We start from the raw sequence: 15,078 nt of genomic DNA, 5'->3' as shown, positions 1-15,078 counted from the left end.
GAGGAGGGGCGGATTGTCGGTGCGTTGAGTTATGCCACCGCCCTGTTTGATCACTCGACGATAGAGCGGCAGGTGGGATATCTGCACGCGGTGTTGCAAGAGATGGTCGCTCATGCTCAACAGCGGATCGGGGAAATTGATATCCTGGCGCTGGCGGAGCGCAGGTTGTTATTGGAAACCTGGAACGCGACAGAAACAGTTTACCCTGACCAGTTATGCATCCATCAGTTGTTTGAACAACAGGTGGAGAAGACCCCAGAGGCGACAGCACTAATGACAGGAGATAAAACCCTGAGCTATACGGAATTGAATGCTCGTGCTAACGGGTTGGCTCGTCAGCTGATCGGACAAGGGATTGGTCTTGGTGATCATGTTGTGATCTTGTTCGAGCGATCGATAGAGCTGGTGGTGGCCCAATTGGCGATTCTCAAAGCGGGTGCCGTTTACGTGCCGATTGATCCCAGTGTGCCGGATGAGCGGAAAAACTGGCTGATAAGTGATTGTTCCGCCAGGTTGTTGCTCACCGATACACAGGCTGATATTCCGGCTGACCTGGCTGTTCCGCTGCTTCGTTTCTCTGATGAGGAGAATACGAGTAGAGAGGAAGAGTGTTTCAACCTTGACTTACCGCGTTTTAGTACCGAATCAGCGTATATCATGTATACCTCCGGCTCGACTGGAATGCCAAAAGGGGCGGTAGTGTCTCATCGTGCGGTGGTCCGGCTGGTCATCAATAATGGCTATGCTGAAATTGGACCGGATGATCAGGTTGCCTTTACGGCTAACCCGGCTTTCGATGCCAGCACGTTTGAAGTTTGGGCACCATTGCTCAATGGCGGTGCGCTAGTGGTTATCGACCGCGCTACGTTATTGACACCGCCGGAGTTAATACGGGTTTTACAGGCTCACCGCATCACGGTTCTGTGGCTGACTATCGGGTTGTTTAACCGGCTGGCGGTAGAGTTATCCCCAATTCTTCCGCAGATTAAGATCCTGATTTTCGGGGGAGATATTCCCGATTTACATGTGATTGCCCAAGTTCTGGATAATCGCCCGCCACAACAATTATTGCAGGCTTATGGTCCGAGTGAGGGAACCACCTTTACCACGATATATCCTATCAAGGCGTTAGCGCAGGGAGCGATCCGGGTTCCCATTGGCCGGCCAATCGCTAATACCCGTGTTTATCTGCTGGATGCGTATGGTCAGCCAGTACCGTTGGGGGTGGTCGGAGAAATTTATGTCGGGGGGGATGGGGTAGCCCTAGGTTATTTCAATCGTTCTGAGTTAACTGCTGAACGTTTCCTGGTGGATCCGTTTAGTGATAATCCGGATGCACGCATGTACCGTACCGGGGATTTGGCGCGTTATCTGCCGGACGGCAATCTGGAGTTTCTGGGCCGCAACGATCAACAGGTCAAAATCCGGGGCTTCCGCATTGAACCGGGGGAAATTGAGACGCATCTGGTAGATCACCCCGTGGTGCGTGAAGCGGCTGTGTTGGCGTTAGGTGATGGGGCGGATAAACGACTGGTAGCCTATGTGGTGGCACCTGAGGATGACGGGCTGGTGAATAGTTTACGTGTTCATCTGAGTAAAATTTTGCCTGATTATATGGTGCCGTCAGCCTTTGTGCGGCTGGAGGAGTTTCCATTGACCCCGAACGGTAAGCTGGATCGTCGTGCACTACCGGCCCCGGACAATGAAAACGTGGTCCGTCAGGTTTACCAGGTACCACAAGGAACAATGGAAATGACCTTGGCGGCGATTTGGCGTGAATTATTGGGGATTGAACAGGTCAGCCGGTATGATAATTTCTTTGCCCTGGGCGGCCATTCACTGCTCGCGGTGAGCATGATTGAACGCCTGCGTCACCAGGGGTTGACCCTGACAGCGCGTGATCTGTTCCAGTCTCCAATGCTGTCAGATTTAGCCCAAACATTGGGACAGCACCAGGCCGTGATAGTGCCGCCTAACGTCATTACATTAGCGACGACGACACTCACCCCAGAGATGTTGCCGCTGATCGATCTGACTCAGGCTGACATTGACCGCATCGTCAGACAGGTACCGGGCGGGGTGACCAATATTCAGGATATCTATGCCTTGTCACCATTGCAGGACGGTATTTTGTTCCACCACTTACTGGCAAACGAAGGGGATCCGTATCTGGTGGTCAGCCAGATGGCCTTTACTGAACGGACTCTGCTGGACCGTTATCTGGCGGCAGTGCAACAGGTGGTTGATCGTCACGATATTTTGCGTACCGCTTTTATCTGGCAAGAATTGTCTGTGCCGACTCAGGTCGTCTGGCGTCAGGCGCCTTTATCGGTCATTGAATTGACTCTGGACCCGGCTGATGGGCCGATTTGTGAACAACTGGCTCAACGTTTTAATCCTAGTTATTATCGTCTTGACCTGAATCAGGCACCATTGCTGCGGTTTGTGGTGGCGCAAGAAGCCGATGGCCGCTGGATTGTCCTGCAATTGCTGCATCACCTGATTGGTGACCATACTACGCTGGACGTGATGAACCGTGAGGTTCAGGCGTATCTTACCGAACAGGAGGACAGCCTGCCTTCCCCAGTTTCTTTCCGTAATTTGGTGGCTGAGGCCCGGTTGGGGGTCAGTCAGGAAGAACACACCCGCTTCTTTACCGATATGCTGGCGGCGGTGGATGAACCTACGCTGCCGTTCGGATTGACGGAGGTGCATAGTGATGGTTCACAGGTGATGGAATCCCACCGGATGTTGGTGCCTGAGCTGAATGATCGTCTGCGTGGTCAGGCCCGGCGTTTGGGGATCAGTTTGGCAGCGTTGTGTCATCTGGCCTGGGCCCAAGTATTGTCGCATACCAGCGATCAGGAGAAAGTGGTGTTTGGCACTGTGCTGTTTGGACGCATGGCGGCGGGAGAAGGGGCTGATAGTGGCATGGGGCTGTTTATCAATACCTTGCCGCTGCGGCTGGATATCAATGATACCCCGGTACGGGACAGCGTGCAGGCTGCCCATACCCGACTCGCCGGTCTATTGGAACATGAACATGCTTCACTGGCGCTGGCCCAGCGTTGCAGTAATGTGCAGGGGGAGATCCCCCTCTTTAGCAGCTTGTTGAATTATCGACATAATGCATTGTCAACAATGCTGGATGAACTGATCAGCGGGATTGAATTCCTTGATGCGCAGGAGAGAACCAATTATCCGTTAGTGTTGTCGGTGGAGGATTGTGGTGAATCCCTGGGATTAACCGCTCAAGTTGTCCAGCCGTTTGATGCGGATCGGATATGCGGTTATATGCAACAGGCGCTGGAGAGTTTGGTGGAGGCGCTTGAACAAGCGCCTGAAACGCCGGTACGGCAGTTGGAAACTCTGCCAGAATCGGAGCGTACATTGTTGTTAAAAACCTGGAACGCGACGGAAACCGCGTATCCTGATGCGTTATGTATCCATCAGTTGTTTGAACAACAAGTGGAGAAAACCCCGAATGCCACAGCATTAGTGCATGAAGATCAAATCCTCAGTTATGCGGAATTAAATACTCGTGCTAACCGGTTGGCCCATCAGCTAATTGCGCTGGGCGTAGAGCCGGATCAGCGAGTGGCGATTTGTGTGTCACGTTCACCCGCAATGGTGGTGGGGGTATTGGCAATACTAAAAGCCGGTGGAGCCTATGTGCCGTTGGATCCGGTCTATACCGGGGAGCGTCTGGCACATATTCTGACGGATGCCGCTCCGGTTATTTTGCTGGCGGATAAAGCCGGATGTGCTGCGTTGGGTGAGAAGGCACTGGCAGAATTCACCGTACTTGACCCAAATGCATTGCTCAACCAGCGGGACTACAACCCGCAAATACCTGAACTAACTTCACGACATCTGGCGTATGTCATTTATACCTCGGGTTCGACAGGGACACCGAAAGGCGTGATGCTGGAACATCGTGGTGTCTGCAACTACCTGCTATGGGCGCGGAGTGATTACTTAACTGAAAGACAATTCAATAGTATCGTTTCGTCATCGATAGCCTTTGATGCCACGGTCACCAGTCTTTACCTGCCTTTACTGTGTGGTGGCAAGATCCATTTGCTCCGTGACGGGCAGGAGCTGGTTGAATTGCTTCCCGCATTGTTGTCAATGGAATCGGGTGCTTTGGTTAAAATTACTCCCGGTCATCTTTCGGCAATGGGGCAGAAATTGAAAACCGTGGGACAAAAATGCCCCGCTCACTGCTTTATCGTGGGTGGAGAGACACTGCCCAGTTCCACTATTGCACTTTGGCAGACATTATCGCCTGGATCACGCATCATCAACGAGTACGGCCCAACTGAAACCGTCGTGGGTTGTACCGTGTTTGATATCAACTACCCGAGCTGTTTTGCCGATAACGTACCGATTGGTCGCCCAATATCCAATACCCAAATTTATATTCTCAATACCCACGGGGAACCTGTCCCAATGGGTGTCACGGGTGAACTTTACATTGGGGGAGTCGCTGTCGCTCGTGGTTACTTGAATCGGCCAGAATTGACCGCTGAACGTTTCCTGATGGATCCGTTTAGTGATCAACCGGGTGCTCGTATGTACCGTACCGGGGATTTAGCTCGCTACCTGCCGGATGGCAACTTGGAATTCCTGGGCCGCAACGACCAGCAGGTTAAAGTCCGCGGTTTCCGCATTGAACCGGGGGAAATTGAAGCCCGGCTGATAGAACACCCGGCGGTACGTGAATCGGTGGTGTTGGCGTTGGGAGAAGCGCAGGATAAGCGTCTGGTCGCTTATGTTGTGGTGCAAGCGGATGAGGGGCTGGCGAATAGCCTGCGTATCCATCTGAGTGCAACTTTACCTGACTATATGGTACCAACGGCCTTTGTGCGGCTGGATGCACTTCCGTTGACCCCGAACGGTAAGTTGGATCGTCGAATGCTGCCGGCGCTGGATAATGAAGCGTTTGCCCGTCAGGTTTATGAAGCGCCACAAGGGGAAACGGAAATTGCACTGGCAACTATTTGGCGTGAATTGCTGGGGGTTGAGCAGGTCAGCCGGCATGACAACTTCTTCGCGCTGGGGGGCCACTCACTGCTCGCCATGCGAATGACCAATCTTGCCGTAGGCCGGGGTTTGATTTGCCCATTGAATGACTTGTTCCAATTTCCGGTGCTGGCCGAATTGGCGGCGAAAATCACCTCAGATTTGCTGTCTCAGCCGCAATGTGCTGCCATATCAGTGCGACCTGCCGGAACAGGTCTGCCACTGTTCTTTGTTCCCAGTGGGATGGGGGATTACTCCTATGTCTTCGGGCTGGCTCAACATATCCGGTCAGGTTATCCGATTTATGCGCTGCCCTGGCCGTCCATCAGTGAAGAACCGATGTCGACGGTGGAAGAGCAGGCGGTCAGAATGATCAGCTTGATGAAAGCGGTTCAACCGACAGGCCCGTACCGGATAAGTGGTTACTCTTCCGGCGGTATATTGGCTTATGCTGTTGCCCGGCAGCTTTTGCATGCCGGTGAGACGGTGAACTTCCTGGGGCTGATTGATACGCCGGCTCCTCATTATTTCGGGGAGCAATCCGCACAACCTAAACATCAGTTCCTGGCTGAGCTGGCACGACAGTCAGGGGAGGAGTGCACAGAAGAGGTTGCGGAGTTGTACCGGCGAATTGATGAATTGAATTTGGTGCAGTTTATTGCAGCGGCACAGGAATTGGCGTTATACCCTGCCAGTCTGCGGCCTGATTTAATCGCAAAACGTTGGGAGCAGATAGAGCGTTATACGCAAATCGTCAGAGAGTATGAACCGCAAGCATTAGCGGTAACACTGCATCAGTTTTATGCGAGAGAGCCTTATTCTTCTGTGTCTTTTGTCACGGATGAAAAGCCAGAGTCGTTAGATATAGAACCGTCATTAGGCTGGGCGCAGGTCATGCCTGACTCTTCACTTCAGTTGATGGCTATTTCAGGTAATCATTTTAGTTTGTTGGAGGATAAGGAGCATAGAATGGCTTTAGCTCATGCTCTGAATAAGGCATTGGCAATACATTGTGATGGGGAGATGTTGTAATATTAATCATTATAGAATAATTTAATAGTGGTATGATAATCCGGTATATATTGTTTATACCGGATTTTTTGTATTAAAAATAAGGGAGTGGATAATGTTCATATAATTTATTTGCTCTTGGATTCGCATAGTAAGTGCAACATCATTACTCTGGAAATAAACGGTCGCGGTAGGAATAGCCGTTACCGGCTACCCCTACCGCGACCGTATCTCCGCCCAGTTCAGCCGCTTAACCAGTTGCGCTAAGGCCAGCGCTTCAATGTGGGTTAGCTGAATATCCTGTAAATGTTCAATCGCCATCGTCATCTCGTGCTCTCCCGTTAACCCACAAAACCGGTTATCAACGCCCGCCTATCTAAGCCACTGCCTTTTTGCCATTCGGATGTGGGTTAAAAGAATTTCAAATGCACAATGGCAGTAATATCTTAATCTTCATGAGTTATGATGAGGCTTATATCCACAATATCCATGTAACTGATTGATTTGTTTTAGATGAAAATCGCCTGCTTTGTCATATCGTTTTTCACGCTGAAACACTTTTAAGTTATTGAAATTTTGCCTATTTTGTTTTCTCCTTTTATACTTTATAATCCGGCTAAATTTTTTATTTAGAACAGTACTGGATAGAAATGAAAACGATAGAAGTTGATGAAGACCTTTACCGCTATATTGCCAGCCACACACAACATATCGGTGAAAGTGCATCTGATATTTTACGCCGGATGTTGAAATTTAACGCCGAGCAGCCAGTACAGAACGTCCAGCCTCTTAGCGCTGTGGAGAAAACATCAGTATCCCGTCCGCGTGATTCTGTTCGTGTAATACGTGAATTGTTACTTTCAGATGACTATTCTGAGAAGAAAAAATCAGTTGATCGCTTTATGTTGATCTTATCCACATTATACAGCTTGAACAGTGAAAGTTTTTCTCAGACAACCGATGCTATGCATGGTCGTACCCGTGTTTATTTTGCCGGCGATCAACAGACGTTGCTTGCCAATGGCAAACAAACCAAACCTCGTCATATTCCGGGCACACCTTTTTGGGTCATTACTAACACTAATACTGACCGTAAGCGCAATATGGTTGAGCAAATTATGCAGGATATGCAATTCTCGGCCAATCTTATTGAAAAGGTGTGTGGCACGATTTAAATGACTAAAGCTGCGCTGCAACAGTCGAGGCGGTGCAGCCATCCAGGAGAGATAAAGTGGCAAATCATCCGCGCGCGGGGCAGCTTGCCCGCCAAAGTGATCTGATAAATGTAGCGCAACTGACTTCACAGTATTACACCTTACATCCTCAGCCGGAAAACCCGGTGCATAAGGTTAAATTCGGTACATCCGGCCATCGTGGCAGCTCTCAGCGCAGTAGTTTTAATGAAGCGCATATTCTGGCAATTGCTCAGGCAGTTGTGGAAGCCCGTAAGCAGCGGGGAATAAATGGCCCTTGTTATGTGGGTAAAGATACTCATGCGTTGTCAGAAGCTGCTTTTATTTCTGTGTTGGAAGTGTTGACCGCCAATAATGTGCATGTGATTGTGCAGGAAAATAATGGATTTACGCCAACACCGGCGATTTCTCATGCCATCCTCTGTTATAACCGTCAGGGGAAGGCGCTGGCGGATGGGATCGTGATTACACCATCCCATAATCCGCCGGAAGATGGCGGCATTAAATATAATCCACCTGATGGCGGCCCCGCCGATACGGATCTGACCACGATTATCGAACGTCGTGCTAACGAGTTGCTTGAAGAAGGCCTGAAAAGCGTTAAGTGTCTGCCATTTGCTCAGGCATTGAGCAGTGAATATCTGCACCAGCAAGATTTAGTCGAGCCATATGTCGCTGCGCTGGGTGATGTGGTTGATATGGCTGCTATCCAGAAGGCAGGTTTGAAAATCGGTATTGATCCGTTGGGTGGCTCCGGCATTGCGTTTTGGCAGCGTATCGGTGAGTACTACAACCTGAATCTGACGTTAGTTAATGATCAGGTCGATCAGACGTTCCGTTTTATGCATCTGGATCATGATGGTGTCATTCGCATGGATTGCTCATCTCCTTGGGCAATGGCAGGTTTGCTGGCAATGCGAGATAAGTTTGATCTGGCTTTTGCCAACGATCCTGATTATGACCGCCACGGTATTGTCACACCAGCCGGTTTGATGAATCCAAACCACTATCTGGCAACCGCGATAGATTATTTGTTCCGTCATCGTCCACAATGGTCGGAAAGCGTTGCGGTAGGTAAAACGCTGGTTTCCAGTGCTATGATTGATCGGGTCGTTGCCGATCTTGGCCGTGAATTGGTGGAAGTGCCGGTCGGTTTTAAGTGGTTTGTTGATGGTTTGCATCAGGGCAAATTGGGCTTTGGCGGAGAGGAGAGTGCAGGGGCTTCTTTCCTGCGTTTCGATGGTATGCCGTGGTCCACGGATAAAGATGGGATTATCCTCTGTTTGCTGGCAGCAGAAATAACCGCCGTGACAGGGGAAAATCCACAGCAGCGTTACGATAAGTTAGCCGCCCGTTTTGGTACACCGAGTTACAGCCGCATTCAGGCACCCGCAAGCCATCAGCAGAAGGCGTTGTTAGCCAAGTTGTCACCAGAAATGGTGACAGCAGATAAGCTTGCCGGTGATCCCATCACTGCCCGGTTGACGAAAGCCGCCGGTAACGGCGCATCCATCGGCGGCCTGAAAGTGATGACAGAAAATGGTTGGTTTGCCGCCCGTCCATCAGGAACAGAGGAAGCCTATAAGATTTACTGTGAAAGTTTCCTTGGCCCTGAACATCGGGAGAAGATTGAACGGGAAGCACAGGATATTGTTAACCAGGTTTTTGCCGCCGTTTGATATTTGGTTCGATTGAATAATCCGCAATAGCTGTCACAGGTTATTGCGGATTTTTGTTTTTAATCGCTATAAAATAAAAATGAGTTTGGATGATAAGACAATTCTCTCTGTCTGAATATATCATTACTCTCATTAAGGAAACTAAAGAATAAACTCATTACTAATCTCAGTTTTAGTGAGTGAATATTTTGGGGCTGTGGAATGGTTTCCAGTTTTATCTCAGATGGCCTCATATAAATCTATAAATAATAATTATCCCCACCAGAGTTTAGCTATTAAACTAAAATGCAATTTTATTTATCTATTTCACGTTGAATATAATATTACAGATTATTTTTTGGTTAGATTAAGCTAAGTTTTCTCGTTAATTGATCAATATTTGAATAGATAAAGATTGAACTAAAAGGTTTTTATCTGAGATTAAAGACCCTTTTTATCCGTGTTTTCGCCTGTTAAAGTGCAAAGTACTTATGTCATTATGTTGCTCATTAACATCACAAGCATTTGCTCTGTGTTTAACGTGTAACAAAAGTGTCATATTTTGTTTGCAATTAACATCTGTTTTGATAATATATTAAAGATAAATTATACATCGTTGAATTTGCTTTATCGTGCAGATCATCCTAACTCTTGCTTCTACATTTGATTTTTGTAGCGGCAAGTGGGTTTTATGGACTTTCATAAATATTTTAAATACCTGGTTTAAAAGATATCAATATAAATAATATAAGAACATAACAATGAAAAATTTTTCTCTTAAGAGTTATACATCCATACCGGCATGTATATGGGGTCTGTTTCTGGGGACTTTTGTAACAAGATCAACATCAATGATGGTATGGCCTTTTATATCTATCATCTTGTATACCAAGTTCCATTTTACTGCATCGATGATTGGATTAGTTCTTTCTTTATCCATTGCGATTTCATCAATATTAAGTTTTTATGCAGGTTACTTCTCTGATAAAGTTGGCCGAGCCAGGATAATTATCATTGGATGTCTTATATCTTCATTGGCGTATTTGATATTATGGTTATCTGAGCATCAGTCTGGTTTTATTATCGGTACGTTATTAGCGAATATCTCCTGGGCGCTGGTTAATAACCCAATAAAAGCAGTTATCGGTGATATTATCGAAGAAAAGCAGGTAAGAGAGAATGCCATGTATTTAAGGTATTTATTTCTGAATGCGGGTGCTGTAGTCGGGCCTTATTTAGGGGTAAAGTTAAGCCTGGATATTAATTCTATCTCATTTTTGATTGTTTCGGTATCCTATGTGATTTTTATGATCCCGGTCTATTTATTTGGTAAGAAAATAAAAATAAACTTAACTAATGATGATGATTTTAAAGGCACGATAAAGATTTTATTGAATGATCGGGTGTTTTTAATGTTGGTCATCAATAATATTCTCATGATGTTTATTTTTGGTCATTTTGATTCAACTCTGCCGCAGTTGATTACTTCATTAGGGTTTAATGGATATGCTGAGTTTATCGCTTCGCTTATTATGCTGCATGCGCTAACTATTGTAGTTATGCAGTTACCGTTTTCCATGTTAACGCAACAAATGGAATTAGAAACGAAAATAAAAATAGGCACTGTATTACTCATTTTAGCTGAATTAATGTTCTTTATTTCATTTAAGTATTATGATGTTTATTTATTGTGGTATCTGGCTGCTTTTACCATGAGTATCAGTCAAACTATTTTGTTTCCATGTGTGAATGTTTTTATCGATCGTTTAGCGCCAAATGATTTACGTGGTGCATATTTTGGCGCAGCATCACTTTATAGTATCGGTTTTTGTATCTCTCCATTAGTGGGTGGTACTGTTATTCAGTTCTTTAATGGTGGCGTGTTATTTCAATTATTAGCGATATTAAGTGTGTTGGTGTTGGTAATTTTTTGCCGTATGTTTAAACTAAGGGATAAACATGAAATTAATATTAGAAGAAGTCTCGAATCTTAGACCAACTGAATTACATTGTCCTGCTCGTGTTGAGCAGTTAATAGAGAAAGTTAAACTTGAAGGTTTTTGGACTCAACCTATCTGGATTGATGAAGCAACGAATGTGGTGATTGATGGTCATCATAGACTCGAATTAGCCAAAACACTCAAGCTAAGTTGTATTCCTTGTCTGGCATTTGATTATCAGAAAGAGTTGTTGGTTTATTCACGTAATGAGAATAAAACAATTAGTCATGTTGATGTTATTAATGCGGGTCTGGATGGGAAACCATTGGGTTATAAACAGACTCGTCATGAGTTTGCCGGGAATGTTATTGAAACGCAAATTGCGTTAAAAATGTTAGGGTTTGTCAATGAATAAGCAGTTTTATGATGTTGTGATGTGTGGTGCAGGTCCTGCAAATATCTCTTTAATTCCAGATTTATTAAAAGATGAAGCTATAAAACATTGTCTGATTTTAGAAAAAACAGAGATGGTCGGTTCTGGTGCATTAAAGAAGTATAAAATTACTGCGAACTCTTTAGGTAGTGTATTTTTAGAGAAATTTGGCGGCGGTGATGATGAGTTGAGTCAATATATAAGATCAACCTCAGAGTGGGAATATTTTAGTGCCAATAAAGATAAACCGGTTGAATTGAGGGTTGTCGGTCAATATTTGGAGAGAATTGCACGCTTTATTCAGGAAAATAAATATGGTGATCGGTTTGGTGTATTGACCGGTGCGGAAGTAAAAAAGATTAAGCAGAATGAAAATGGCGACTATGATATAACTTATCATAAAGATAATGAAGACTATATTGTATCAACGCGAAAAGTCCTGTTTAATATAGGTGGAAACCCGAACGAATCCAGATTATTACATAATAGTCATAATATGACTTCAGGTGATTTTATTAAAGGTGTTTATGATGAGATCATCAATAAAGGTGATGTAAAAAGTATATCAATATTAGGTTCGTCACACAGTTCTGTTTCCTGTTTGATTCGGCTGATAGAACAATTAAAGTTTACTGGTAAGATAAATGTTCTGGTTAATAAAGATTTCAAGCTGTTTTTTGATTCACCTGCCAGTGCAGAATCTTACGGCTATGATTTCGTCCAGGAAGATATCTGCCCTTTAAGTGGCCGGGTTAATCGATATTCAGGTCTGAGATATGACTCTTTTGTATTTGCTCAGAAAATTAAAGCAAGAAAACATGAAAATATCTCTATTTTAAATATCTCAGAAATATCGAGTGATGAGGTTATTCAACGTATTAATTGTGACGATTTATTAATTCACTGTACAGGGTATCACTCCAAACTTGTTGAAATTATTGATAAAAATAATATTCCTATTGAGTTTAACAGTGATAAATATGGTTTGCTGACTAATGAAAAATTAAATCCTATATCAATGTCAGGTGAAACGCTCAATAATTTTCATACATTTGGTCTGGGATCTGGTGTAAAAACCGGTGGTGAAATTGGTGGCGAGGCAAGTTTCCACGGACGAATTGACGGGGTTTGGGTATATCAGCATGTGATATATGACGCTGTATTTAATTGATAGATAGCTCAATATCAATTTTACATTATTAACGAGCTGTATTTTAGGTTAATTCTTATTTAAGAATTCCGATAGCTTTCTAACATCTATTTAAAATAAATTATCAAAACTATGAATGAAAAAACAGTAATACTGCTTTGTGCAGGAAGAGGCAGCCGTTTATCTACCAGAACATCAAATAAACCAAAACCTTTGGTAGAAACCAATCAAACATCATTTATCGATAATGCACTGAAAAATATCGAATCTGTCGGTATTAGGAAAGTGATTATTGTGGTGGGTTATAAAAGTGATGTTTTAATGTCTCATATTAAACAAAAGACATATAACCTGGATATTGAATTTGTTAATAGTGAAAAATGGGAATCGACCAACAATCTCTATTCTTTATATCTTGCCAGAAATTGGATTAAGCAAGATACGCTGATCCTTGAAGGTGATATATTCTTCACCAAGAAATGTCTGGAAACGGTGATGTTAAAAGCAGGCGATCTCAATGTCCTGGTTTCTCCTCTTAGTGGGAATATGGAAGGGACTTATGCAAAAATAGATAAAGATAATATTATTGCATTAAATTCCACCAAGGATAGTGATTATCAGGTTGAAGATGGGCAATATAAGACAGTAAATATTTATCATATTTGCAGCGCTAATTTTGCGGAATATGTGAATAAAGAGTTAGAAAATTACGTTAATAATGGGTTAACCGGGCTATATTATGAAGATATATTTAAAAAATCTTTATTGGATAATATGGCTGAATTTAAAGCAAGTATTGTTGATCATTCTCAATGGTATGAAGTCGATAATACTTATGATCTTGCTATTTGTGATTTCATTTCAAGTAATAATAAGCTGGATCTTGTGCAGAATAGGCATGGTGGATATTGGCGTTATCCTATTATTGATTTTGCATTAATTTATAATTTCAACTTTCCACCTAAAAAATTGAAAGATGAAATGAAGAATAATTTTGATGAGATATTACTCAATTATCCTGGTGGAAATCGTTTAGTTGAATACGCCTTATCTGAATTTCTTGGCGTAGAAAAAACGAAATTATGTATTTCAAATGGTGCTGCTGAAATAATAAAACGGCTACCTGAAATTTATACAGGTAAAGTATTAGTCACTGTGCCATCATTTAATGAGTATGCTAATTGTTTTGGTAAAGACAGAACAATATTTAGCTATAGCAAAGAGAGCAGAGATTTTGAGATAGATATTGATGAATTATTAACGTTGGCGAAAGAAGAAAAGCCAAGTGTGGTGGTGATTGAGTCACCAAATAACCCGACAGGTAAACTGACGCCAATTAATAGTTTGTTATATTTGGCTGGCGAGTTATTGACATTAAATATAGACCTGATTGTTGATGAATCTTTCTTAGATTTCTCTAAAATGCGTGACGATACAATGTTAATGCATTTAGATAACTATAAAAATTTATCTGTTATTCGCAGTATGAGTAAAACCTTTGGTATTGGTGGTATTCGGATAGGATATATTGCAACCGCGAATCAAGCATTACTCGGTAAAGTGAGGTCAGTATTGCCTATTTGGAATATTAATGGTTTTGCTGAAGAATTTTTATTGCGGTTGCCGCAATATAGAGAGAGCTATAAATTAAGCTGTGAACAGGTGATTATTGATACGTTAAAATTACAGCAAGAATTGAATTCAATTGAAGGTATTACTGCCTATGAAACGGATTCTAATTTTGTTTACTGTAAATTCCATGTTTCCGATGCAAAAACGGTATCACAGTTACTTTTAGAGATTCATGGCGTGTATATAAAAGAGTGTTCCGGGAAAGGCAATGCCGATTCTGATCTATATTGCCGGGTATCTTGCCGGACACAAAGCGATAATGAAATTTTAATCCGCTCATTACGCATGGTAATGCAGGGGCTGATTAATATTAGTGATATTAGTACGATTAAGGAAGTTAACGAGGTCTGCGAATGAGTCATCCAAAAACAGTCGTGATTTGTGGTAAAGGAGAATTGGCAATTTTCATTTGTCAGTATTTCTTGAATCATAAAGATTATCAAATATTGCATGTTGTGGCAGATAAATTCGAACCGGTCAGTACTGAGCAGACATTAATGGATTTTTGTCATGAAAACAATATTTCTATTATTGAAGATAATAAAGTTGAGAATTTACCCGGTTATGAAAGTGGTAATTTCAATTGCGATTTGTGCTTTGTCGTATTTCATAAGCGGATATTGCCGTTAAAATTCATTAATTCTTGTAAAAGAATATTGAATATCCATTTGTCCCATTTGCCTAAATATCGCGGCGTCAGGCCAGTAAATTGGGCTTTGAAAAATGGTGAGTCATCTCATGGTGTGACGATCCATGAAATTAATGAAGGTATTGATGCGGGTCCAATTGTGAATCAGGTTTCATTTTCTATTTATCCAGAATTTGAAGAAGTTATTGATACTTATACCCGGGCTGTTAGCTATGCCAGACAATTATTCCTTGATACCATGCCAATGGTGGAAAAAATAACGCCAAGACCGCAAATGGATTCAGAGGCCAGTATTTATTATGAGAAAGATAATCATAATCTGGCAGAAAGGATGACATTTACCAAGAAAGCATCGCTTGAATTGCTGAATAAAGCGTAGATAATAAT

7 protein-coding genes and 1 pseudogene are annotated in these 15,078 nt (G+C 43.4%); all 8 read left to right on the top strand.

Annotation, left to right across the window (positions count from 1 at the left end):
• Positions 1-24: 24 nt before the first annotated feature.
• A pseudogene (locus ACGF63_RS18260) lies at positions 25-6,057 on the top strand (amino acid adenylation domain-containing protein); the annotation flags it as partial.
• Between the two features lie 629 nt (positions 6,058-6,686).
• Positions 6,687-7,211 carry a replication initiation negative regulator SeqA gene (gene seqA / locus ACGF63_RS18255; RefSeq protein ID WP_152963579.1) on the top strand — a complete coding sequence of 175 codons (525 nt, stop codon included), beginning with the start codon at positions 6,687-6,689 and terminating at the stop codon, positions 7,209-7,211.
• Between the two features lie 56 nt (positions 7,212-7,267).
• Positions 7,268-8,908 (top strand): phosphoglucomutase (alpha-D-glucose-1,6-bisphosphate-dependent), encoded by a 1,641-nt coding sequence (pgm, locus tag ACGF63_RS18250; RefSeq protein ID WP_162524214.1) that lies wholly within the window; start codon positions 7,268-7,270, stop codon positions 8,906-8,908.
• A gap of 740 nt (positions 8,909-9,648) precedes the next feature.
• The gene (locus tag ACGF63_RS18245) at positions 9,649-10,881 is read left to right on the top strand and encodes an MFS transporter (protein ID WP_152963578.1); all 1,233 of its coding nucleotides are present in this window, start codon (positions 9,649-9,651) and stop codon (positions 10,879-10,881) included.
• Positions 10,847-11,242 (top strand): ParB N-terminal domain-containing protein, encoded by a 396-nt coding sequence (locus ACGF63_RS18240; RefSeq protein ID WP_036850583.1) that lies wholly within the window; start codon positions 10,847-10,849, stop codon positions 11,240-11,242. The genes ACGF63_RS18245 and ACGF63_RS18240 overlap by 35 nt, the downstream gene beginning before the upstream one ends.
• A complete protein-coding gene (locus ACGF63_RS18235; protein WP_152963577.1) occupies positions 11,235-12,431 on the top strand; it encodes a SidA/IucD/PvdA family monooxygenase in 1,197 nt (398 codons plus the stop codon). Before ACGF63_RS18240 ends, ACGF63_RS18235 begins: the two co-directional genes overlap by 8 nt.
• Positions 12,432-12,542: 111 nt before the next feature.
• Positions 12,543-14,399, top strand: a complete 1,857-nt coding sequence (locus ACGF63_RS18230; RefSeq protein WP_152963576.1) for an aminotransferase class I/II-fold pyridoxal phosphate-dependent enzyme — start codon at positions 12,543-12,545, stop codon at positions 14,397-14,399.
• A complete protein-coding gene (locus tag ACGF63_RS18225) occupies positions 14,396-15,070 on the top strand; it encodes a formyltransferase family protein (protein WP_152963575.1) in 675 nt (224 codons plus the stop codon). The genes ACGF63_RS18230 and ACGF63_RS18225 overlap by 4 nt, the downstream gene beginning before the upstream one ends.
• Positions 15,071-15,078 lie beyond the last annotated feature (8 nt).

This window comes from Photorhabdus sp. RM322S (genome assembly GCF_042879395.1).
Lineage (GTDB): Bacteria > Pseudomonadota > Gammaproteobacteria > Enterobacterales > Enterobacteriaceae > Photorhabdus > Photorhabdus khanii.
This window is presented reverse-complemented; position numbering and strand designations above follow the sequence as displayed.